The organism is Dolosigranulum pigrum ATCC 51524 (assembly GCF_000245815.1).
In the GTDB taxonomy this organism is placed as follows: domain Bacteria; phylum Bacillota; class Bacilli; order Lactobacillales; family Carnobacteriaceae_A; genus Dolosigranulum; species Dolosigranulum pigrum.
The window spans coordinates 483,213-505,975 of record NZ_JH601103.1 but is presented as its reverse complement, the minus strand read 5'-3'; the positions used below and the strand labels follow the sequence as shown (position 1 = coordinate 505,975).

General features: G+C 41.0%; 25 protein-coding genes. 18 read left to right on the top strand and 7 right to left on the bottom strand.

What is annotated here, in order from left to right; genetic code table 11:
* Positions 1-548 precede the first annotated feature (548 nt).
* Together nrdD and nrdG are read left to right on the top strand one after the other, a co-directional pair.
* Positions 549-2,750 carry an anaerobic ribonucleoside-triphosphate reductase gene (gene nrdD, locus HMPREF9703_RS02370; protein WP_004635282.1) on the top strand — a complete coding sequence of 734 codons (2,202 nt, stop codon included), beginning with the start codon at positions 549-551 and terminating at the stop codon, positions 2,748-2,750.
* Positions 2,731-3,294 (top strand): anaerobic ribonucleoside-triphosphate reductase activating protein, encoded by a 564-nt coding sequence (gene nrdG / locus HMPREF9703_RS02365; RefSeq protein WP_004635280.1) that lies wholly within the window; start codon positions 2,731-2,733, stop codon positions 3,292-3,294. The genes nrdD and nrdG overlap by 20 nt, the downstream gene beginning before the upstream one ends.
* 109 nt (positions 3,295-3,403) lie before the next feature.
* Here the strand turns inward: nrdG and HMPREF9703_RS02360 are convergent, their stop codons facing one another.
* Genes HMPREF9703_RS02360 through HMPREF9703_RS02350 form a run of 3 tightly spaced genes read right to left on the bottom strand, consistent with a single transcriptional unit; the run spans position 3,404 to position 5,784 of the window.
* Positions 3,404-4,333, bottom strand: a complete 930-nt coding sequence (locus tag HMPREF9703_RS02360; protein ID WP_004635278.1) for a MetQ/NlpA family ABC transporter substrate-binding protein — start codon at positions 4,331-4,333, stop codon at positions 3,404-3,406.
* A gap of 45 nt (positions 4,334-4,378) precedes the next feature.
* Complete coding sequence (locus tag HMPREF9703_RS02355) at positions 4,379-5,053, bottom strand: methionine ABC transporter permease (RefSeq protein WP_004635276.1); 675 nt, start codon at positions 5,051-5,053, stop codon at positions 4,379-4,381.
* A complete protein-coding gene (locus tag HMPREF9703_RS02350; protein WP_004635274.1) occupies positions 5,050-5,784 on the bottom strand; it encodes a methionine ABC transporter ATP-binding protein in 735 nt (244 codons plus the stop codon). Before HMPREF9703_RS02350 ends, HMPREF9703_RS02355 begins: the two co-directional genes overlap by 4 nt.
* A 254-nt stretch (positions 5,785-6,038) precedes the next feature.
* Here HMPREF9703_RS02350 and mgsA point away from each other — a divergent pair, with 254 nt between their 5' ends.
* Positions 6,039-6,452 carry a methylglyoxal synthase gene (mgsA, locus tag HMPREF9703_RS02345; RefSeq protein WP_004635271.1) on the top strand — a complete coding sequence of 138 codons (414 nt, stop codon included), beginning with the start codon at positions 6,039-6,041 and terminating at the stop codon, positions 6,450-6,452.
* Positions 6,453-6,518: 66 nt separating this feature from the next.
* Here mgsA and HMPREF9703_RS02340 read toward each other — a convergent pair whose 3' ends face one another.
* Positions 6,519-6,740 (bottom strand): DUF378 domain-containing protein, encoded by a 222-nt coding sequence (locus HMPREF9703_RS02340; RefSeq protein WP_004635268.1) that lies wholly within the window; start codon positions 6,738-6,740, stop codon positions 6,519-6,521.
* Positions 6,741-6,979: 239 nt separating this feature from the next.
* On the opposite strand from HMPREF9703_RS02340, the gene HMPREF9703_RS02335 reads away from it, so the two are divergent.
* The 5 genes from HMPREF9703_RS02335 to HMPREF9703_RS02315 all read left to right on the top strand — a co-directional run bounded on the left by HMPREF9703_RS02335 (position 6,980) and on the right by HMPREF9703_RS02315 (position 11,455).
* Positions 6,980-8,644, top strand: coding sequence for a formate--tetrahydrofolate ligase (locus tag HMPREF9703_RS02335; RefSeq protein ID WP_004635266.1), 1,665 nt, complete (start codon positions 6,980-6,982; stop codon positions 8,642-8,644).
* A gap of 141 nt (positions 8,645-8,785) precedes the next feature.
* Entirely contained in the window at positions 8,786-9,637 is an 852-nt protein-coding gene (locus HMPREF9703_RS02330) for a bifunctional 5,10-methylenetetrahydrofolate dehydrogenase/5,10-methenyltetrahydrofolate cyclohydrolase (RefSeq protein WP_004635265.1), read from the top strand.
* The gene (locus HMPREF9703_RS02325; protein WP_004635262.1) at positions 9,627-10,211 is read left to right on the top strand and encodes a 5-formyltetrahydrofolate cyclo-ligase; all 585 of its coding nucleotides are present in this window, start codon (positions 9,627-9,629) and stop codon (positions 10,209-10,211) included. The genes HMPREF9703_RS02330 and HMPREF9703_RS02325 overlap by 11 nt, the downstream gene beginning before the upstream one ends.
* A 1-nt stretch (position 10,212) precedes the next feature.
* Positions 10,213-10,836, top strand: coding sequence for a cyclodeaminase/cyclohydrolase family protein (locus HMPREF9703_RS02320; RefSeq protein WP_004635260.1), 624 nt, complete (start codon positions 10,213-10,215; stop codon positions 10,834-10,836).
* A gap of 31 nt (positions 10,837-10,867) precedes the next feature.
* The gene (locus HMPREF9703_RS02315) at positions 10,868-11,455 is read left to right on the top strand and encodes a sigma-70 family RNA polymerase sigma factor (RefSeq protein ID WP_004635258.1); all 588 of its coding nucleotides are present in this window, start codon (positions 10,868-10,870) and stop codon (positions 11,453-11,455) included.
* 199 nt (positions 11,456-11,654) lie between these two features.
* Here the strand turns inward: HMPREF9703_RS02315 and HMPREF9703_RS02310 are convergent, their stop codons facing one another.
* Positions 11,655-12,785 carry an ATP-NAD kinase family protein gene (locus tag HMPREF9703_RS02310; protein ID WP_004635256.1) on the bottom strand — a complete coding sequence of 377 codons (1,131 nt, stop codon included), beginning with the start codon at positions 12,783-12,785 and terminating at the stop codon, positions 11,655-11,657.
* A 92-nt stretch (positions 12,786-12,877) separates the two neighbouring features.
* Between HMPREF9703_RS02310 and HMPREF9703_RS02305 the strand changes: the two genes are divergently transcribed.
* The 8 genes from HMPREF9703_RS02305 (at position 12,878) to HMPREF9703_RS02275 (ending at position 19,400) form a co-directional block, all read left to right on the top strand.
* A complete protein-coding gene (locus tag HMPREF9703_RS02305; RefSeq protein ID WP_004635254.1) occupies positions 12,878-14,239 on the top strand; it encodes a class II fumarate hydratase in 1,362 nt (453 codons plus the stop codon).
* Positions 14,240-14,485: 246 nt separating this feature from the next.
* Positions 14,486-14,632 carry a glycine zipper domain-containing protein gene (locus HMPREF9703_RS08880; RefSeq protein WP_004635252.1) on the top strand — a complete coding sequence of 49 codons (147 nt, stop codon included), beginning with the start codon at positions 14,486-14,488 and terminating at the stop codon, positions 14,630-14,632.
* A gap of 306 nt (positions 14,633-14,938) precedes the next feature.
* A complete protein-coding gene (gene rsmG, locus HMPREF9703_RS02300) occupies positions 14,939-15,655 on the top strand; it encodes a 16S rRNA (guanine(527)-N(7))-methyltransferase RsmG (RefSeq protein WP_004635251.1) in 717 nt (238 codons plus the stop codon).
* A 20-nt stretch (positions 15,656-15,675) separates the two neighbouring features.
* Entirely contained in the window at positions 15,676-16,440 is a 765-nt protein-coding gene (locus tag HMPREF9703_RS02295; protein WP_004635250.1) for a ParA family protein, read from the top strand.
* A complete protein-coding gene (locus HMPREF9703_RS02290) occupies positions 16,430-17,353 on the top strand; it encodes a ParB/RepB/Spo0J family partition protein (RefSeq protein ID WP_004635248.1) in 924 nt (307 codons plus the stop codon). Before HMPREF9703_RS02295 ends, HMPREF9703_RS02290 begins: the two co-directional genes overlap by 11 nt.
* Positions 17,354-17,542 carry a DUF951 domain-containing protein gene (locus HMPREF9703_RS02285; RefSeq protein ID WP_004635246.1) on the top strand — a complete coding sequence of 63 codons (189 nt, stop codon included), beginning with the start codon at positions 17,354-17,356 and terminating at the stop codon, positions 17,540-17,542. It abuts the gene before it with no gap.
* Positions 17,543-17,599: 57 nt separating this feature from the next.
* A complete protein-coding gene (ychF, locus tag HMPREF9703_RS02280; protein WP_004635244.1) occupies positions 17,600-18,700 on the top strand; it encodes a redox-regulated ATPase YchF in 1,101 nt (366 codons plus the stop codon).
* Between the two features lie 16 nt (positions 18,701-18,716).
* The gene (locus HMPREF9703_RS02275) at positions 18,717-19,400 is read left to right on the top strand and encodes a DUF1129 domain-containing protein (protein ID WP_004635242.1); all 684 of its coding nucleotides are present in this window, start codon (positions 18,717-18,719) and stop codon (positions 19,398-19,400) included.
* A gap of 109 nt (positions 19,401-19,509) precedes the next feature.
* On the opposite strand, the gene HMPREF9703_RS02270 is transcribed toward HMPREF9703_RS02275, so the two are convergent.
* Entirely contained in the window at positions 19,510-20,028 is a 519-nt protein-coding gene (locus HMPREF9703_RS02270; RefSeq protein ID WP_004635241.1) for a methylated-DNA--[protein]-cysteine S-methyltransferase, read from the bottom strand.
* A gap of 39 nt (positions 20,029-20,067) precedes the next feature.
* Complete coding sequence (gene mscL, locus HMPREF9703_RS02265; protein WP_004635239.1) at positions 20,068-20,511, bottom strand: large conductance mechanosensitive channel protein MscL; 444 nt, start codon at positions 20,509-20,511, stop codon at positions 20,068-20,070.
* Between the two features lie 265 nt (positions 20,512-20,776).
* Here mscL and HMPREF9703_RS09205 point away from each other — a divergent pair, with 265 nt between their 5' ends.
* Positions 20,777-20,899: a hypothetical protein gene (locus tag HMPREF9703_RS09205; RefSeq protein ID WP_004635237.1), complete on the top strand. Its 123-nt coding sequence runs from the start codon at positions 20,777-20,779 to the stop codon at positions 20,897-20,899.
* A gap of 212 nt (positions 20,900-21,111) precedes the next feature.
* On the top strand, positions 21,112-22,689 hold the full coding sequence (locus HMPREF9703_RS02260) for an ABC transporter substrate-binding protein (RefSeq protein ID WP_004635236.1): 1,578 nt from the start codon (positions 21,112-21,114) through the stop codon (positions 22,687-22,689).
* The last annotated feature ends 74 nt before the right edge of the window (positions 22,690-22,763 follow it).

Sequence of the window (22,763 nt, the reverse complement as noted above, 5' to 3'; positions counted from 1 at the left end):
CTTATGCAAGGTATTGAACCGCCGTATACGGATCCGTACGTACGATGGTGTGAGAGGTCGACTAGTCAATTAATGGCTAGTCTCCTACTCGATTTCTGTAGTTATTACTTATACATTCGAGGTTTTTTGAAATACCTATTTTGAAAGATACATCGGAAAAATAAATTGACGGTTATAAGCACAAATCGGAAGCGAAATTTTTCATACTGGGATTTTCTTTTTGGATTATATTTAGAAAATTTTATGTTTTGTTCAAAAAATGATGATATCTAGTCAGTATCATGAGGAAAGAAACTGTTATTGCGCAGTGTTGATCAAAAATACAAAATGATTTTAAAAGTTTAAAAACACAATATATAGTGTCTAAATAAAAATAAAACACTATATATTGTGTTTTGTCTTGAAATATATATTATTTCTCGTTACAATAGGAACTGGACTTACTTATTTCGTAATTGAAATCACAAAATGAAGATGGAAATAATACATGAGTGAGATAGCTAAAAAGCGGTATTAAGTAGGCAATGAAAGTTAGAAAGGGTTATATTATGTTAGAATCAGAGCAATTGACATTGGGCGTTGAGGCCGTTGATTTGGCTTCTTTAACTGTTAAAAAACGAAATGGGCATCGAGAACGATTTAATCTAGAAACCATTTATCAGTCCTATAAGAAGGCAAGTGAACAGTCAGGTGAAACTGACAGATTATCAAAAGATATTTTTAAACAAGCAATTGAGCAAGGATTACGCGACAATTTAGTTGATTCGGAAGTGTCGACGATTGTTCTGTCTGCGGTTGTCGGTGATATATTCGAGCAACTAGGGGATGAGAAAGGTCGGGCTATCTATGAACAAGTGGGGGAACAACAAGATAGTCAGCATCAAAAAAACCGTGACATTAATTATCGGATTCAGACACTGCTGAATAAAGATGCCAGTGTAGTGAATGAAAATGCCAATAAAGATAGCAATGTCTTCAATACGGAGCGTGATTTGACGGCGGGAATTGTAGCGAAGGCGATGGGGCTCAAGATGATGCCTGAGCATGTGGCGAGTGCCCATGAAAAAGGAGATATCCATTATCATGACTTGGATTACACACCGTATTCACCGATGACGAACTGTTGCTTAATTGATTTCAAGTCGATGTTCGAGCAGGGATTTCAGATTGGGAATGCAGAAGTAGAGTCACCCAAGTCCATTCAGACAGCTACAGCTCAGACAGCGCAAATTATTGCTAATGTAGCTAGCAGTCAGTATGGTGGATGCACATTCGATCGTATTGATGAAGTGTTGGTACCGTATGCGAAGTTGAATTATGACAAACATGTAGCCACTGCAACAGAGTGGCTCACTCCGGATAAACGTGAAGCTTACGTCAAAGCAAAAACGGAGAAAGATATCTATGACGCAATGCAAAGTTTGGAGTATGAAATTAACACGCTGTATACATCGCAAGGTCAGACACCGTTCACGACGCTTGGCTTTGGTCTAGGAACAAATTGGTTCGAGCGAAAAATTCAACAAGCTATCTTGCGCGTTCGCTTGAAAGGGTTAGGCAAAGAAGGGCGTACAGCTATTTTTCCGAAGTTAGTCTTCACCTTAAAAGATGGGGTAAACTTGCGCGAAAATGACCCCAACTATGATATCAAACAACTGGCACTGGAATGTTCAACGAAGCGAATGTATCCCGATGTATTGAATTACGATAAAATTAAGGAATTAACGGGAAGTTTTAAAGCGCCGATGGGATGTCGGTCGTTCTTACAAGGATGGTCAGATGAAGCAGGGCAAGAGGTGAATGCTGGGCGAATGAACCTAGGTGTCGTGACGTTGAATGTTCCTCGTATTGCATTGGAATCGGGCGGTGATATAGCTCTATTTTGGACGTTGTTTGAGGAGCGGATGCAAGTACTGAAGGATGCGCTGATTTATAAAGCAGAGCGCGTTATGGAAGCACGACCTGAGAATGCACCGATTCTCTATATGCATGGAGCGTTCGGCAAGCGTGTTCAAGCCGGTGAATCAGTCGCTCAATTTTTCAAAAAACGTCGGGCAACCGTCTCGATCGGCTATATTGGCTTGTATGAAGCGGCGACTGTTTTCTTTGGACCAGATTGGGAAGATGATCCGGAAGCTAAAGCATTTACGTTAAAAATTATGCGAGCCTTTAAACAGTATGCTGAGAACTATGCAGATGAAACAGATCTGCACTTCAGTGTATACTCAACCCCAAGTGAGAGCTTAACCGATCGATTTTGTCGCTTAGACTTGGCTAAGTTTGGGGAGGTTGCTCATATTACGGATAAAGAATACTATACGAATAGTTTTCATTACGATGTTCGAAAAAATCCTACCCCATTTGAGAAGTTGGAGTTTGAAAAAGATTACCCCGTCTATACGAGTGGAGGATTCATTCATTATTGTGAATATCCCAAGTTGCAGACAAATCCGAAAGCGTTAGAAGCAGTGTGGGATTTTGCATATAGTCGAGTTGGTTATTTAGGAACCAATACGCCAATTGATCATTGTTATGAATGTGATTATGATGGAGATTTCAATCCAACAGAGCGTGGATTCGAGTGCCCAAACTGCGGGAACACTGATCCGAAGACATGTGATGTGGTGAAACGTACGTGTGGGTATTTAGGCAATCCGCAGAAACGTCCAATGGTTCATGGACGTCATCAAGAAATTGCGAGTCGTGTGAAGCATATGGCGGGTGAAGTGGATGTCGATGAAACCAACTGAGTGGACAAGTGAGCAATTCAGCCGAGATTATGTGGCGGATTATAAGCCGTATAACTTCGTGGATGGGGAAGGGGTGCGCTGTAGCCTGTATGTCAGTGGTTGCCCCTTTGCGTGCAAGGGATGTTACAATAAAGTGGCGCAAAATTTTGCGTATGGGACACCTTATACTCAAGAGCTGGAAGACCAGATTATAGAAGATTTAGCCGCAGAGTATTGTCAAGGGTTGACGTTACTTGGCGGAGAACCGTTCTTAAACACGGGAGTTACCTTACAATTGGCTAAGCGAATGCGAGCAGAATTCGGCTGGACAAAAGATATTTGGTCTTGGTCGGGGTATACTTGGGAGGAGATTGTCCATGAGGGGTCTGAAGATAAAAAAGCATTATTAGCTTTAATTGATGTCTTAGTGGATGGTCGCTTTGAACAAGAAGAGTTTGATGTAGGACTTCATTTTCGGGGGAGCCGTAATCAACGAATTATTGCTGTACAACCATCTCTAGAGACGGGGAGTTTACAATTGTGGCGGGATGGCGATTATATTTAAAAAGAGGTCGAGCACGCTTATCCGTGCTCGATTTTTTAACGTTAATATTTATGTAGACAAAAAAGCCTGGCTAAGGCCAGACTTTTGTAAGTTACTTACTCAGTTATAATTAGAATGCGCGAGTAGCATGTCCAGATTTAACAAGATTTTCGTCAATGAACTCAGCTACGGCATCAGAAGTGAAGGCTTCGATTAATGCTTTTCCTTCTGGTGTATCAAGATTTTCTTTACGCATAACTAACCCTTGTGCATATTTAGCTTCAGCGTCATCTTCTAAGAATAGTGCGTCATCTGTGTGAAGATCAGCAAGTTGTGCGATAAATGTTGGGTAACTGAATACAAGGTCGTGCCCGTCAAGGTAACCTTGTGCAGTGTTAGAAACTTCCATCTCAACAAATTCAAAGTTGTGTGGGTTCTCTTCAACATCTTCAGTTGAGTAAAGGTTGCCTTCTACCTCAGCAAGGGTAATTAATTCTTGTGCAGCTAAAATTTCTAATGCACGAGACATGTTGAATGGGTCACCTGGAACGACAACGCTTGCGCCATCTTCAATATCATCAATTGAGTTGTATTCAGGTGCGTAGAATCCTACGATTGCGTTGTAGATTGGCTGAGCCATAACTAAATCAGCATCGTTTTTCTCGTTGTATCCTTGCATGAATGGTTCGTGTTGTGCGAAGCTAGCGAATGCTTCATCGTTAAAGACAGCATCGTTATATTGAATATTGTCACTAACTTGTAGTAGTTCACCATCTGCTGGCGCTGGAAGTTGTTCTAGAGCTAATTCTGTAATATCTGTCATTGGTGTTGAGTGACTAGCAACAACAAAGTGGAAGTCACCAATATCTGAGTCTGCATCTGCTTGTGCGTCATCAGTTGCAGCATCTTTAGTTGTTTCATCAGCTGCTGTTTCGTCAGTTGTCGCCTCATCAACAACCTCTTCTGTTTGTGCGTCTTCTGCAGGTTGTTCTGCATCTTGTGAGCAAGCTGCTAATAATAATCCTGCACTAACTGTTACTAAACCTAATTTTTTCAACATAAAAACATTCTCCTTTTTATAATTATTTTAATCTTTTAAAAATGATTACCGTTTATCAATTTTTTGCGCCAATTGTAATCCGAGCCACTGAAAAATTTGGACTAAGATAATGATAATAACAATTGCCGCATACATAATATCAGTCTCGAAGCGTTGGTAGCCGTAGCGAATGGCAAAATCACCAATTCCTCCACCACCGACAACGCCCATGACAGTTGAGTATGAGACGAAGCTAACAAAGGCTGTCGTAAAGCCGATTACAAGTGAGCTTCGTGCTTCGACGTACAAGTATTTCCAGACTAATTGCGTTGTGCTGGCACCCATTGCATCGGCCAATTCAATGACTCCTTTGGGCACATCGAGTAGTGATTGTTCAACGAAACGCGCGTACAGAGCAATCGCGATGAGCATCATGGGGAAAGAAGCCGCTATAGGATCTCCCGTTGCCCGCCCATAAAACTTACGGACAAATGGCAGTAAGGCGATAATAAGCAGAAGGAACGGGAAGGATCGGACAATATTAACAAATGCATTGGCAATATTGTAGACAACTGTATTTTCTTTCGGTTTTCCTTTAGCAGTTAAGAATAAAATCGTTCCTAAAGGTAAGCCGAGTAAGATGGCAGCCGTCATGGCAAATCCCATCATAATACCAGTCTCAACTAAGCTATCATATATTCTGGGTAAGTATTCAATTAAGCGTTCGAGAAATTCATTCATGAGAGTAACACCTCACGAGCCCGTTCGTAGTAGCTTTGGTCGAGATTGGTTTGGTCCGACTTATTAACTGATAAGGTCTCTAGTAATTTGCCACCTTCTAAAATAGCCGATCGATCGCATAAGTGCTTGATAACATCCAATTCATGAGTGACCACTACAATCGTCATATTGAACTCTTCATTGACACGCTTTAAGACTTGAACGACATCATCCGTTGTTCCTTGATCGAGTGCAGAGGTAGGTTCATCACATAATAGAATTCTCGGCTTGGTAATTAATGCCCGCGCGATACCCACTCGTTGCTTCTGTCCACCTGAGAGTTCAGCTGGATAAGCATCACGCTTATCGCTTAACTCCACAAAATCTAAGACATGATCCAAGTCTAGTGTATCTTCATAATCATGAATGGCAAGTGGGAGTAAAATGTTTTCCTTAACCGTTTTGTTGTTGAGTAAGTTGAACTGTTGGAAAATCATACCAATTGTGGACTTATATTGTCGCAGTGCTTTGCCGGATAAATCACCGACTGTGACACCATCAACAACAACCTGTCCGCTCGTTGGCTGCTCCAAAGCATTAATCATACGCAACAGGGTGGATTTGCCCGCACCACTCTGACCAATGACACCAAAACATTCATGTTCATCGATTGTTAGTGTAATATTATCTAACGCTTGAAACTGTCCATCGTTTGATTTAAATGATTTTGAAATGGAATCGAATGATATCAACGGATAACCTCCCTACCTCTACTAAACTTAACACCACTAATCATTATAAGTGCTAACTTTTCTTTAGGCAACTCTTTGGACCAAACAGAAAGAGCTGAGAAGGCTGAAGAATAGCGATTTGCTATGAAAGCTTGATACTATAGGAATGTTCAGTTAATTACAAATGAGAAAGAAAACAATTTTGTATCCTTAAAGTGATATCTACTGAAAAATAAATCTCTTTCGTGCTATAATACAGATTAAGGAGGGATACTATGGAAATTGCACTTGTTGCTCATGATAAGAAAAAAGCCGATATGATTGATTTTGCTACAGCGTATAAGTCAATACTCAGTAAGCATAAATTGTATGCAACAGGAACGACCGGACAACGCTTAATCGAAGAAGTGGGGTTGGAGATTCACCGTTTCAATTCCGGTCCACTCGGGGGCGATCAACAAATTGGAGCCAAAATTTCAGAAAATGACTTAGATTTATTGCTCTTCTTCCGCGATCCATTAACAGCTCAACCACACGAACCGGATGTGAATGCATTATTACGCCTATGTGATGTTTATGGCATTCCGTTAGCAACCAATATTGGCACGGCGGAAGTGTTACTGAAAGGTTTGGAATCAGGCTTTTTAGACTGGCGTACCGATATTCATGGTGAAGATTGGACACTTTAATATTAAAAATACATTTCCTAGCTATCAGCAGCAGTTAGGAAATGTATTTTTGGACCGTTAAAGTAGCTATCTACCGCGTAAACGTGAACCACCTTTTGGCGTGTAAGAGAAGTATTTCAGGCACCATAATGCGCTAATACCAATCACAATGTAGCTTATATTAACAGCTTGTTGATTGTCTGTCCCAAACATTAATTCGAATATATTAACTTGGAAAGCGCCCACTAACAATAAGTGAATACCGCCTAAGATGGTTAGAATAAGAGCTAATCGATCAATAAATTTCATCTAAATTCCTCCTAATATAAGTATCTATCTTTATCATACAATAGGTAATCGTAATTGTCACGTAAAGTTGTGGTCATTTAAGAAAGAACTTGATTCTGTCTATGAAGTGGATGTTATGAAGCACAAGAAATTTTGTGAACACAATAAGAAAACGCTTGCTTTTTCACAAAAAATTCGTTATTATATAGATGTAAGATTATTTGGTAACGTTTTCTTGAATAGAAAGGGAGTATGTGTATATGATGTCAGATATTGAAATTGCTCAGAATGCGACGATGCAACCGATCGAAGAAATTGCAGCCAAACTCGGTATTGAAGAAGATGCACTAGAACATTATGGTAAATATAAAGCTAAAATTGACTATAACAAAATTGATCAACTGGAACAAAATGGAAAATTAATTCTGGTCTCTGCTATGACACCAACGCCGGCAGGGGAAGGAAAAACAACGACCTCAGTTGGCCTAGGAGACGGGTTAACTCATATTGGGAAAAAAGCAGCTGTTGCCTTGCGTGAGCCATCATTAGGGCCGGTCTTTGGTATTAAAGGTGGTGCAGCTGGTGGAGGTTACGCTCAAGTTGTCCCAATGGAAGATATTAACCTACACTTCACTGGCGACTTACATGCAATCGGTGCTGCGAACAACTTAGTAGCAGCAATGCTTGATAATCATATTTATCAAGGGAATGAGCTAAACATTGACCCTAGACGTGTGGCCTGGAAGCGTGCGGTCGATATGAATGATCGTCAATTACGTCAAATTGTTGACGGAATTGGTAAGCGGACAAACGGTGTACCGCGTGAAGATGGTTTCGAAATCACTGTTGCATCTGAAATTATGGCAGTTCTCTGTTTATCTAACACACTAACTGAGTTGAAAGAAAAAGTAAAAAAATGTGTTGTAGCTTACACGTATGACTATGAGCCAGTTACAATTGGTGATATTAAGGCCCAAGGAGCTGTCACCGCTCTCTTGAAGGATGCGTTGAAGCCCAATTTAGTCCAAACATTAGAAGGGACACCAGCCTTTATCCATGGTGGACCGTTCGCCAATATTGCGCACGGATGTTCCAGTATTATGGCAACGAAGATGGCGCTTGCGCATGCTGATTACGTCATTACTGAAGCAGGCTTTGGGGCGGATTTAGGTGGCGAGAAGTTCGTCAATATTAAATCACGTTACGCTAATTTAAACCCTGATGCGACTGTAATCGTAGCAACCGTTCGTGCACTGAAAATGCATGGTGGCGTTGCTAAGGCAGATCTAGAGAAAGAAAATGTTGAAGCACTCCGTGAAGGGATGCCGAACTTAATTAAACATATCGAAAATATCCAAGATGTCTTTGGGATGAATGCTGTTGTGGCGATTAATGCTTTCCCAACAGATACGGAAGCAGAAATGCAGGCACTGAAAGAAGAAGTCGAGAAGCTCGGGGTAGATGTTGTCAGATCGACTCACTTTGCAGATGGTGGTGAAGGTGCGGCTGAATTAGCTAAGAAAGTGGCCGAAATTGCTGAGAAGCCAAATAACTTCCAGTTCACTTATGACTTAGAAGATTCTGCGGAAGAGAAGCTGAATAAGATTGTTCAGCGCGTATATGGTGGCGCGAACGTAGAAATTACCCGCAAAGCTGCCCGTAAATTGCAACGATTTGAAGAACAGGGTTATGGTAACTTACCCATCTGTATGGCCAAGACACAGTATTCTTTCTCTGAAGATAAGAAGCGAATTGGCCGTCCAGAAGGTTTTACTATTACTGTTCGTGACGTCTCTGTCTCAGCAGGTGCTGGGTTCATCGTCGTCTTAACAGGTGATGTGATGAGAATGCCTGGATTACCAAGTACGCCATCAGCTGAGAAAATAGATGTCGATGAGAACGGTAATATTACTGGTTTGTTCTAAGTTTTTGTTCTAAGATTTGGATGAGAGTATTCACTGCCAAAGAAGAGATAAAAAAGAACGAAAAGCGCAGTGATATGTGTTGATCGAAGAGAGGGGTGACTGTTGCCCCTCTCTTTATTTCAAGAGGAGGTTTTGATTCAGATGGAATTACTAAGAGGAAAACCAGTTCGTGAAGCATTGCTGAAAGAAATTAAAGCTAATTTGGAAGACTTAGCAATGCAACCACAATTAGCTATTGTGCGGGTGGATGGAGATAAGCCATCTGCTTCTTACGCCAAGATGGCCACAAAAACAATGGAATCAGTTGGAATCGATGTGAAGTCGGTTATCTTCAGTCCGGATGTCACATTGACTGACTTACAAGCAACGGCAGCTGAGTTAAATGAAGATCCATCTGTACATGGTATTATCTTCATGCAACCCTTCCCGAATAATATTCAACGAGAAGATATTGCGGAATTGATTGATCCAAGAAAAGATGTTGACTGCTTGAATCCGGTCAATTTGGGAAAAGTGATGGCAAATAGTGATGATGCGATGTATCCAAGTACTGCTAAAGCTGTCTTAGAATTAATTGACCACTATGGTATTGAACTGAAAGGGACTGAAGTGTGTGTGGTCGGTAGTAGTTTAGTGGTCGGTAGTCCTTTAGTGCAGATGCTGATCAACCGCGAAGCAACCGTGGCGAATTGCCATATTGAAACGAAAGATATTACGGTTCATACAGCGGCAGCTGACCTGCTAATCTCAGCTACTGGAGCTTTGGAAATGATCAAAGCAGATCATGTGAAAGAAGGAGCAACGGTGATTGATGTTGGTTTTGGGATGAAAAATGGCAACCCGACTGGAGATGTTGACTTCAAATCGGTGAAGGACATTGTTGGTAATGTTACCCCCGTACCAGGTGGAGTCGGCTCTATTACAACCGCCGTACTAGCTCAACAAGTAGTTAAAGCCGTTCAATTGTTAGCGAGGGATACTGATGCGAAGTAAAGAAAAAATCCGCCAAGAAGCACAAGAGACGCTAAAGTCTCTCAATAATACGCGACGATCTAGTGTGACACAATTACTTCATGATCGTTTATTTGATTCGGATTTATGGAAGAAGGCTGAGTCGATCGGTGTTACGATGTCGCAGGATATTGAGTGGGATACTTATCCTATTATTAACCGAGCTTGGCGTGAGAAAAAGATGATTTCAGTGCCGAAAGCAACGCATAAAACGCGTCAGATGACTTTTTATGCGATAACCTCTTTTGACCAGTTGGAGGAAGGCTACATCGGTATTCAAGAACCGATTGAAGAGAAAGCTACTGAGATTAAGAAGCAAGAGATTGACTTACTGATTGTTCCGGGGGTTGCCTTCACGAAAGCGGGATACCGCATTGGTTTTGGTGGAGGCTTCTATGATCGGTTCTTAGCGGACTATACGGGAGAGACTGTCTCGCTAATTGCAACTGAACAGCTCTATAATAACTTGCCACACGATGAGTATGATCAACCGGTTAATTATATTATAACGGATCAAGATCTTATCCATTGTGATAAAAATCGAAAGGAATCATAATATGAATCAAGAATCAATTACTAGCTTTATTAATCGTTTAGCCTCTGATGAGCCAACTCCTGGCGGTGGAGCAGCAGTTGGAATTGGAGCCTCGATGGGGGTAGCAGCAATTATGATGGCTGCTCGATTTTCTAACACAGACCACTTAGAGGATGAACAACGTGAAAGTTTAAAAACTGCCCTCGAACGTTTAGCATTCTCTAAAGATAAATTTTTAGAATTAGTAGAAGCAGACGAAGAAGGTTTTCAGCCATTAGCGAAAGCTTACCAGATGCCTAAGTCAACGGAAGAAGAGAAACAAAAGCGTCAAGAAGCGATCGAACAAGGACTGGCCATTGCTTCTCAAGCACCTGCTCGCTTATTGGAAGAAATACGAGTAGTACTTAATATTGTCGATGATATCTTCCCTTTAATTAAGCGCGTTATTATTAGTGATATCGGTGTAGGGACACAATTATTGCTGGCAGCAGCACAGGCTAGTAGACTTAATTTATCCATAAATACGCGATCGATGAAAGATACTGAAAACAAAGCTAAATATACGACCCTTAGAGATGAGCTAGGAGCATCTATTGTGATAGATGCACAGACTATCCAACAAAGAGTAGAAGAAACATTGGGATAACGGCTAATAATGAGGAGGTTTAGAAAAAGCAATGGAGATGGAAGTTAGAATTACCATTGTTGATATCGTGGTATTGCTATTAAAGCAGACTGAAGAAACAATATTCGAAGCCTTACAAGAAACTTGTCTTCCAGTTATATTAAAGCGTGTCAAGGCGTGTTATTTGCGCGGGTTTGAACACCGGGATTTGTTGCAAGAGGCTTATATTGTACTATGGAAGGTATTGCCCAAATATAATGTGAGAGGCAATATTCGTTTTAGGCCGTACTTTAAACGGTGCTTACAAAATTATTTTAACTCATTAATTCGAGACCAGTTAGCTGACAAACGTGCGCTCAATCAATCGATCTACTCGCTTGATTCGATCTATGAGCGAGTTGGCACAGAGCTAGATCATGGCGATTATGCAGATGGGCAGCCAGAAGATCAAGCGATTGCGCGTGAAACATTGGCGCGCTACCGGACTGGCTTATCTAGGTTAGAAAAAGCCGTCTTCGAACTCATGATGCTAGATAAATCTTATGACGAAATGGCAACTATCTTAGGTAAAAGCCAAAAGAAAGTACGTAATGCATGTTATCGATGTCGCAAAAAATTAAAAAAATATGTACATGATTAAAAATAATCTAACCCCCACTTTCGCATATTGGAGAGCGGGGGTTAATTTTATGCCTTTAATGAGCTGTTGACGGCTATCTGTCCTGAAATAATTGTGTTACTTGTGTTGATCTAGATGCACAAGTCAACCGGTAAATGATTTATAAATGGTTGCGTAATAGTGCATATGGTGGTTGGATCAGAACACATTTCTGTTTTTGTTATTGTTTGCTGGATAATTTGTGCATGGTCTTTTGGCCGTAGCCGGTAGTAACTTTATAATATCCACTGAATTTTTGGTTTATTGCTGCATCCAAGGTATAAATCAACATGTCACGGTTGCTGAGTGTATGCAATTTGTTTGGGGTGGCGACGATAATGATGTCATCTTTATCAAGATAGGATAGAACTTTTTCTGATAATTGTTGGTTTCCTCGACCGAGCACATAACCTTGTCCACCCATAGTCGTGACGATTAATTTGACATTCGTTCCATCGGGTAAGTTCTCTAAGTGGTCCATAATTTCTTGTTCATTTACATCAGTTGCGATGGTTTTTTTGTTTTGTAAGAGATCAACCCCTAAGATTGTGACAGGTTGGTCAAGTTGGACAAGAATTTCACTGGGTGTGGTGCCGGAGCCGACAATGTAGAGCGTATCGTCCTCTAAGCTGTCAATCACGTCTAAGGCTATAGATTCTTGCGCATCAGCATCACTTTGCGGACTTGGAGATTTAAGATTTTGCATATGTGTTTCATCAACAGGAACGGTTAAATAGCCAAAGACAGAAATATCCACTTCATCATTGCGGAAGCCTGCTTCATCCAAGTCAATCACTTCAGCTCGCGTAAAGGTAGTAACTTTCTCCGTAATGACATTAGCCGCTAGACGACCAGCACTCTCAGGTGAGTTACCATGAACAGCTGAATAAATCTTGACCCCCGCTGGCACACCGATAACGGGAATATCTTCGGTCAATGCATCGTGGACATCGCGTGCTGTTCCGTCTCCACCAACGAATAAGATGAGTTCTACTTTCGCTTCTTCTAGTGCCTTCACGAGTGATAAGGTATCTTCTTGACTGGACTCACCGGACACAGCATGAATAACCTCAAAATCAAAGCCATGTTCAGTTAATACATCGGCTCCCATTGCGCCTTCACCTGTCAAAAATTTGACTGATTTTGACAAATCTGTCAAATGTTGAAGCATATGAGCTGCTTTAGTAGTTGCTTCGGGCTCGGCTCCTAATGAACGTGCTTTTTCTAAGATATCTTTTCCATCTGTTCCTTTGAGACCGACACGACCTCCCATGCCAGCGATTGGATTGATAATTAGACCAATTTTTTCCATAATAAGCCTCCTTAATGTATGCGGTTAACTTGTACTAGCGACAGCTTTAGTATATCATGAAGAGGATAATAGGTAAACAAGGAGATGAATAGATGGATATACGAATAGAATCAGATGCGCTTGGCACAGTGAATATTCCAATAGATAAATTATGGGGAACTAGTACACAACGTTGCTTAGAAAATTTTCCTATCTCTACTGAAAGAATGCCGGAACCACTTATTACCGCTTATATTCAAGTGAAGAGGGCGGTGGCACGAACGAATCAAGCATTAGGTGTCCTAAGTGATCAGAAGGCTGAGGTGATCGAGAAAACCTGTCAATTACTGCAAGAAGAAGATTATGGGGAGCAGTTCCCGCTGAAGATTTGGCAAACAGGGAGCGGGACTCAGACCAATATGAATGTGAATGAAGTGATTGCCCAATTAGCGAAGCGGGAGTTTGGCATTGATTTACATCCGAATGATGATGTCAACAAAAGTCAAAGTACGAATGACACGTTCCCAACGGCTATGCAAATCAGTGTTGTAAAAGAAGTTGAAAATCAGCTCATACCAGCTATTGAGGGAATTATACAGACGTTAGATGAATTAGAAGAACATTGGACAAATGTGTCAAAAGTTGGACGCACTCATCTGCAAGATGCTACACCAATTACATTGGGACAAGAAGTCAGTGGCTGGCGGTCAATGTTCTGTTATTCTTTGGAAAGCATCCAACAAGCGGCAACTTATGTGAAGCAATTACCGATCGGCGGCACCGCTGTCGGAACTGGCTTGAACACACCTGAAGGTTATCGGAATCAAGTTGTTGTCCAATTAAATCAAATATTAGACAGCGATTTTACAGCACAAGTGAATACGTTCCAAGGCTTGTCTAGTAAGGATTACGTACTAGATTTGCATAGTGTGATTAATACGTTGGCGACCAATGTACTCAAGATAATCAATGATATTAGATTGTATGCAAGTGGACCAAGAGCGGGCTATCATGAACTAATCATACCAGCCAATGAACCCGGTAGTTCAATCATGCCAGGAAAAATTAATCCGACTCAAATTGAAGCGTTAAGTATGATTTGTGCCCAAATTTTTGGCAATCAGACGACAATATCATTTGCCAACTCACAGGGGAATTTCCAGTTGAATGCGTATATGCCTGTGATTGCTTACAATATCTTGCAGTCTATTCGCTTGATGGCTGATGGACTGAGAAGTTTTAATAAGCGCTGCTTGAGTGGTATCGAGGCAAACCATGAGCAATTAACTAAACATTTGAATAATAGCTTAATGTTAGTGACGGCGCTAGCTCCGATAATTGGTTATGATCGTGCCAGTGCTCTCGCCAAGCAAGCCTATGAAACTGGCAAAACGCTGAAAGAAGTGGTATTGGTAGATGGTGTGATGAGTGAAGAAGAATTTGATGAAATTGTTGATCCTGATAAAATGGTTTAAGACATCAAAGGCGATTGAATTTGATCTATAATCACCTTGATTTTATCTTCTAAATCTTTAATATTAGAAGGATAAAAATTAATTAAATCAATAGTTTTTACAAGTTCAAAACTATTGATTTAAGTTCTAAAATGTGATAGGATGAACTTAGGAGAATGAAGCAATCTACAAGGCAATGATTATCATATAGAAAAAATGAAATTTGAACACTATTTACTATGTGTTCATTATACAAGGAGAGCGATTATGAAAAATGATTTTGGAATAATGATGGCCATAGGACTGGTATTAGGTGCTGGTGTGGGTGTAGCTACTAATGATATGGGTCTCGGGATGGGAGTGGGTTTAGCACTAGGATTTGGTCTAGCTGCCCAAAAAAATAATAAAAAATGAATACTGGATTGTTAAAAGTTGAGCAAATTTACAGACCTAGTTAGAGAATCAGTTGTAAATAATTGGTTTGATTTTCAAAGATACACCCTAGAAAATTATACTATTACATTGGTGTTGGGGTGTAGCGTAAAAGATCTTTATAGAGTCTAGTGGAATAATAACATGAAGAATTCTTTTGTCTGATTGATTAGTACAGAAGAATTCTTTTTGTATACTTATTTTTCGGCTAATAGACATTATCAAACGTATATATTTCTGTTATAATAAGAATGATATGCATAGATTAGATGGATAGGAGTGATGTAGATGAATATAAGTGAATTTAAACAAGCAGTCAAAGAGTTAGGGTTTGACGTTAGTGATCGGCAGCTTGAGCAGTTTGAGGTATACGCCCGTGTACTGAAAGAGTATAATGAGAAGGTGAATTTGACGGCGATTGTGGAGCGCGAAGAAGTGTTTTTGAAGCACTTTTATGATAGCTTAACAGTGTTGCCATACATAGAAGCAGCAGGGGCAAGTTTGTGCGATGTGGGTAGTGGAGCGGGATTTCCGAGTTTGCCGCTGAAAATTATGATGCCAGATCTTCACGTAACGATTGTTGATTCATTGAATAAGCGAATTACGTTCTTGAAGCACCTCGTGGAAGAGTTAGGCTTGGAAGGGGTGTCGCTTTACCACGATCGAGCAGAGACATTTGGTCAGAATGCTAAGTTTCGTGGGCAGTTCGATTATGTGACGGCACGAGCAGTAGCGAGTTTACCGGTGTTGGCTGAGTTATGCATGCCGCTGAATAAGATGGGAGGCAGTTTTATCGCGATGAAAGGCGATGGCGGGCCGGATGAACTACTTGAAGCGAAGAAGATTATTGCAACGCTTGGTGGTAAAGTGCGCGAAGATGTGGCGTTAGAGTTGCCAGAAGGTGCGGGAGAGCGTCACTTGTTGATTATCGATAAGAAAAAAGAAACACCGAATAAATATCCGCGTCGCCCGGGAATGCCCGAGAAAAAACCGGTCGTGTCATAAGAGATGATAGGAGAAGATAGATGGGAGAAATAATTGCAATTACTAATCAGAAGGGTGGCGTTGGGAAGACTACGACATCCGTTAACTTAGGGGCATCGCTCGCTTATCTTGGGAAGAAGATATTGCTAATTGACATGGATGCTCAAGGAAATGCAACGAGTGGTGTCGGTGTGCGTAAAGGTGAAGTTGATCAAGATATTTATGATGTCTTAATTAATGAAGTGCCGTTAAGTGAAGTTATCGTAGATTCCAGTCGAGCGAATATGCAAATTGCACCAGCAACGATTCAACTTGCGGGAGCCGAGGTCGAACTAACAAGTGTCATGGCACGTGAGACGCGATTGAAACGGGCAGTAGAAGAAGTGAAAGATGACTACGATTATATTATTATTGATTGTCCACCGTCATTGGGGCACTTGACGATCAATGCATTCACCGCTAGTCACTCCTTGATTATTCCGGTACAGTGTGAATATTATGCTTTGGAAGGCCTGAGCCAGCTGCTGAATACCGTTCGTCTTGTTCAAAAGCATTTCAATCCTGACTTGAGTATATTAGGTGTCTTGCTAACCATGCTCGATGGGCGCACGAACTTAGGCTCAGAAGTCGTAGAAGAAGTGAAAAAATATTTCCGTGAAAAAGTGCATAAGACGATTATTCCACGCAACATCCGACTGTCAGAAGCGCCAAGTTATGGCAAGTCCATTATTGATTATGACTTAAAATCTAAAGGCGCTGAAGTCTACTTAGCACTAGCAGAGGAAGTGATGGACATTGGCAAATAAAAAGCATAAAAGTCTCGGTCAAGGTATTAATGCCTTATTTCCGGATGCAGCGAATTTAGAAGAGACAATTGATGAGAGTAGTGAACGCATTGTCCAGATTGACTTAGGTGACTTGCGACCAAATCCGTATCAACCACGTCGGGAATTTAACCAACAAGCACTGGATGAATTAAGCGAATCAATCCAGCAACAAGGCGTTCTGCAGCCAATTATTGTACGTCAGTCCAGCGTAAAAGGGTATGAAATCGTGGCGGGGGAGCGGCGTTATCGCGCGTCTAAACAAGCTGGTCTCGAAACAATTCCAGCTATCATTCGTGAATTAGACGAAAAAGTGATGATGCAAGTGGCGATATTAGAAAACTTGCAACGAGAAGATTTGACGGCACTGGAAGAAGCCGATGCGTATCAACTCATGATGGACAAGTTGGACATGACCCAAGAAAAAGTGGCCAAAGAACTCGGGAAGAGTCGGTCTTATATTGCGAATCATTTACGTTTGCGCACATTGCCTGCTGAAGCGAAGGAACTGCTACAGAGTGGTGATTTGTCCATGGGGCAGGCGCGTACCTTACTCGGGTTGAAAGAGAAAAAACAAATCCCAAAACTCGCCCAGCAAGCTGTTCAAGATGAATTGACTGTGCGCCAACTTGAAGCCATCGTCAGTGAGTACAATCAAGACCCCGCTGAAAGCAAAGAACCGCCGACCGATAAACAGCCGAAGCAACCGGCGAGTCGTCAGACTTTGATTATTCGCGACTTAGAAGAGCGGTTGACTTCACAACTGGATCGGACCGTTCACATTAAGGACCACGGTGAAAAGGGGAAAATTGTCCTTGATTATCATTCAACCGAGGATCTCAATCATTTACTCGCTCACTTAGGACTGGATATTAATGAGACGGAGGCAACTTAAATGGACAAAAAATCGTATGAATTGCATGATCATGTTGAAATGAAGAAACCTCATCCATGCGGAACTAATAAGTGGTCAATTATCCGGATGGGCGCCGATATTAAGATTAAGTGTAGCCATTGCGATCAGATTATTATGATGCCGCGCCGTGAATTTGAACGCAAAATGAAGCGGACATTGAAGTCATAAGTTGGCGTAGTATTGAGATGGAATGAATTATTTTAAAAGTAGAAAGGTAGATTATTAGTGGCATTAACAGCAGGAATTGTCGGATTGCCTAATGTAGGGAAATCGACATTATTTAACGCAATTACAAAAGCAGGAGCAGAGGCGGCGAACTACCCCTTTGCGACGATTGATCCGAATGTTGGAGTCGTTGAAGTACCAGATTCACGTTTGAACCGATTGACTGAATTAGTGACACCTAACAAAACCGTTCCGACAACCTTTGAATTTACCGATATTGCTGGGATTGTTAAAGGGGCAAGTAAGGGAGAAGGACTAGGGAATAAATTCTTAGCCAATATTCGAGAAGTGGATGCAATCTGTCACGTTGTTCGTTGTTTCGATGATGGGAATATTACGCACGTTGCAGGCCGAGTGGATCCAGAAGCAGATATGAATACGATTAACTTAGAACTTATCTTGGCTGATCTGGATTCAGTTGATAAGCGCTTGGAAAAGACGAAGCGAGCTGCCAAAGGAAAAGATCCAGAAGCATTAGAGCTACTTCCTGTCTTAGAAAAATTAAAGCCAGCGTTAGAAGATGGTATTCCGGCACGAGCTTTGGACTGGAGTGAAGAAGAGAAGCCTATATTGAGAAGTTTGTTCTTATTATCGAGTAAACCGGTTCTCTACATTGCGAATGTAGCGGAAGAACATGTGGCTAACCCGGAAGAGTCAGATCATTTCCAGACGGTTAAACGCTTAGCAGATGAAGAAAATGCAGAAGTTGTGGGAATTTCAGCAGCAATTGAAGAAGAGATTGCGGCTTTAGATGATGAAGAGCGTGATATGTTCTTAGAAGATTTAGAGATTAAGGAGCCTGGCTTACATCGAGTCATTCGTAAGTCTTATAATCTCTTGAATTTAGGCACATATTTCACAGCTGGCGTCAAAGAAGTGCGGGCATGGACCTTTAAGAAAGGGATGACTGCTCCACAAGCAGCAGGTATCATCCATAGTGATTTCCAGCGTGGCTTTATTCGTGCTGAGACAATTGCGTTCGATGACTATGATCGCCTAGGTAGTGAAAAAGCTGTGCGGGAAGCAGGGCGTTTGCGCCAAGAAGGAAAAGAATACATCGTTCAAGACGGCGATGTGATGGAATTTAAGTTTAATGTGTAAAGGAGAAATAGCTTAAATGACAAAACAACATATAGAACAAACTGAACCGACAACGGAAGATATGCAGCAAGAAAATGAAAAACTTTACCAACAACTAACGAATAAAAATGAAGACTACATGGTAAAATTGAATCGGCAGTTAGATAAGTATGGTTATGAAGAGTCGCAAAAGATTGCGATTGTGAATCAAATGCTGCCGGTTATTGTAGAAGAGCAGGCGAACCATAATTTGGCTCGATCGATCTATGGCTCACCGACAGAAGCAGTGGCTAAGATGAATCAACAATCAGAACAGCCACGTGAAGTGGAACCTTCTCCGACTTGGCAACGTTACTTAGATGGTTCGCTATTGATTGCCGGTGTGTTTATGATTATTTCAGCTATTTCACAATATATTGGCACCCAGACACAAGTCGGTCTTATCTCGCTTCTTGTCCTATTAGCATTAGGTGGAGCGGTCGTTATTCTGATTAGTCAATATGCTCCGGATGAGAACAACAAGGGATTCTTAAAATATATTCTAGTCTCGACGGTGACACTTTCGGTCTTAATGTTCTTCTACGCAACACTAGAGATGATTATTCCACGACATATTAATATTTTATTCGGTCCGCAATTAGCTAGTGCGATTGGAGCCGGCTTATTGACGCTGAAATGGTTTATTAAGAGTAAACTAAATATTCGAGGCAACATTATTTAATGAAATAGAAAAAAGCATCTTGCTTATGACCCATTTTTATATGTGGTCCGTAAGGGATGCTTTTTAATATATATTTGATGATTTAAGGAGCAGTTATGCTCGTTATGAGTTATTCTTTATAGGGGATATGCTCTAACTGAAGTAATTGTTCTTTCAGGGGTAAGCCACCGCGGAAGCCAGTTAGTTTTCGAGTAGCGCCAAGAATACGATGGCAAGGGACAATAATCATAATAGGATTTTGACCAACCGCAGCACCAACTGCTTGTGATGCAGTTGGTTTGCCGATGGACTCAGCGATTGCTTTATAACTTTTTGATTGCCCATATTGGACAGCTAGAAGACTGTTCCAGACCGCTTTTTGGAAGGATGTCCCCTTCAAATCAAGCGGAATGTCAAAAGTTGTCAATTTTCCATCAAAATATTGTTGTAATTGTTGACGACATCGAACTAAAAGCGGATGGTTGTCGTCTTGGTATAATTGGTTTGTGTCAAAAAACTTGTCAAACCAATGGCGTTTGGTTACATCGTCAATGGGTGTATTCTCAATAAAAACAATGCCGTCAGAAGTAGCACCCAGGCTATACGGGCTACCGTTAAGATGACAAGTGGTATAAAAAACGGGGCGCATCGTAACCTCCTAGTATCAATAAAAATGACTTATCAAAAATTATTTATCGTGTGTATGAATGTCTTTTTCGATATCTTTTAAGACTTCTGCTTCATTCTGTGGATATGTTTGTTGTTGTAATAATTCTTTTATATCTGCGAGTAGTTCTTCACTTGTCGGTGCTTTCGGTTCTTCTGGTTCTTCATCGGACATGAAGGGAGCTTTTAATTTATTGACTCCTTTCATAATTAAGAACAGAATAACAGCAATAATAAGGAAGTCAATAATGGCTTGGGCGAACTCACCGACACCCAACTCGGCCGGCCCGATAGGAATAGTAATGTAAGAAATATCTTCGCCTCCACCAATAGCAGCAATAATTGGCCCAATAATATGGTCCACTAAGGCATTCACAATCGCTGTGAACGCTGACCCCATAACAACCCCTATGGCCAAATCAAGGACGTTTCCTTTCATAATAAAATCTTTAAATTCTTGTAACATAGACATCTCCTTTCATTCTCTGCTTACTATTTTACACTAAATTATCAGCAGATAAAAATCTAAAAATTGCAAAGAAATGAACAGGTTATGTCGAGTGCCATATTATAGTGGAATGATGACAGGATCTACTGAGGGGCAGTAAAATTGAATGTGGCATAAATTATTTTAGTAAGTAAGAGGGATATGGGTTTATGGATGTGTTCATTTCATGTATAGTGAAGATGTACACAAGATGGACGGTGAGTTACATTAAGAGGGGATAACGATGGAGAAATCTCGAATCAATACAGCGGTGGATCGTCGTGGCATGCATTCCGTTCAATTTGAAGGACAGACGGAGGCGGTTGATGAACTACACCAACAATATATAAGTAATATATATAAGTAATAATAGTACAATATAAACATTTAGAGGCAGGTAGATCATGGAAACAGAAATTAACTAGTTAAGCGGTATCAAAGATGAAAGGCTATTTTTTCAGGAAAGTTTATTATTTTTTAACGAGAAATAAGCATTCATTATTGACAAAAAGTAAGTAAATCGTTATGATAGTACCATGTTAGGAAATGAAAAACGTATGAATCGTAGGAGGAGATTAAATGAAAAAGAAATTGCTAGGGTTGTTAGGAGCCGGCGCATTATTGTTGGCAGCATGTGGCGGTGCGGACCAGCCAGCCAAAGAGTCAGCAGATGGAACAGTTGATGAGAGTCAAGTGAGACCGGAAATGCGAGTGGCTATTAATTCGGAGCCGCCCACACTGGACCCGGCACGAACAGTGTCAACGGCTAGTATTGGAGTGACAATGCATATTTATGAGACATTATATACATTTGATGAAAATTTCGAGTCTCAACCTGTTTTGGCAGATAGTTATGAAGTGAACGATGATAACACAAAATATACCTTCAAACTGAAGGAAGGAATTAACTTCCATGATGGGAGCGAGATGACGGCTGAAGATGTAGCAGCATCGATGAACTATTGGAAAGCTGATACATCGAAGGCAGCGGATCTCTTGCCAGAAGGAGATTTCGAAGTGGTTGACGATTATACTGTAGAAGTGGAATTTGTCGAACCGAATACAGAATTACTCACCTTAATGAGTTCGATCACATATTTCCCAGCTATCCGCCCATCAGAAGCATTCGATGGTGAAATTGCTGAGTCTGGTATTGATGATAACTTCATCGGGACGGGTCCTTACGAATATGTGGACTGGGTGCACGATCAATATGTTGAAGTGAAACGCTTCGATAATTATCACAATCAAGTGACGGGTGAACCATCACGCTTTGCAGGGGAGAAGCGCGCACCAACTGAGACGATTCGTTTTGAAATTGTTGGGGATGTGGGTACCCGTATGGCCGGTCTATTGTCAGAAGAATACGATATCGGTGAAGTACCGGTGACTAACTTAGACCAAGTGGATGCAACTGATTACTTGAATTATGCAGCACCGGGTGGCGGAACTTTAGTGGCTCAACTTAATGTAGAAGAAGGCCCACTCTTAGATGACAAGTTGCGTCAAGCCATCTTGACAGGAATTAATAATAACGACATCATGTTGGCAGCGTTAGATAATGAAGAATTCTACGAAGTGTCAAGTTCTTACGTATCTCCAGAAACGCCTTACTACACGGAGACAAGTTCTGAGTTCTATAATGCCAATGACCAAGAAAAAGCGAAAAAATTAATTGAAGAATCTGGGTATAATGGCGAAGAAATCCGTATTGTGACAACACCGGAATATGATTCGATGTATTCAGCGAGTATTGCGCTTCAAGATCAATTGGTTGAATTGGGCTTGAATGCTGTTGTTAACCAATATGACTTCAATACGTTCAATGAATATACGAGTGACCCAAGTGGACATGAGATTTACATTGTGTCACACAGTTTCCAACCTTCACCACAACAAGTCTTGACCCTAAGTACTGATCGTTGGGGTGGCGACATGGATGAGCAAGCACAAGAGTTAATTGATGCGATGCGTGCAGCTGAAGATGAAGCCGCGACCAAAGAAGCCTTCGCCGAATTGCAAGATTTCTTGTACACGGATTATATTCCAGGATTTGTTATCGGTCACTACAACAACTTTGTAACCTACAATAGTGCCGTTGAAGGATTCGATTATTGGAAAGCACCAATCTTATGGAACGCAGGACATGTCGAGTAACAAGAGTTATGATATAATATAATTAGAGATGATTGGGCGAGTAAGATTTATACCGCCCAACCAATAAGCGCAGC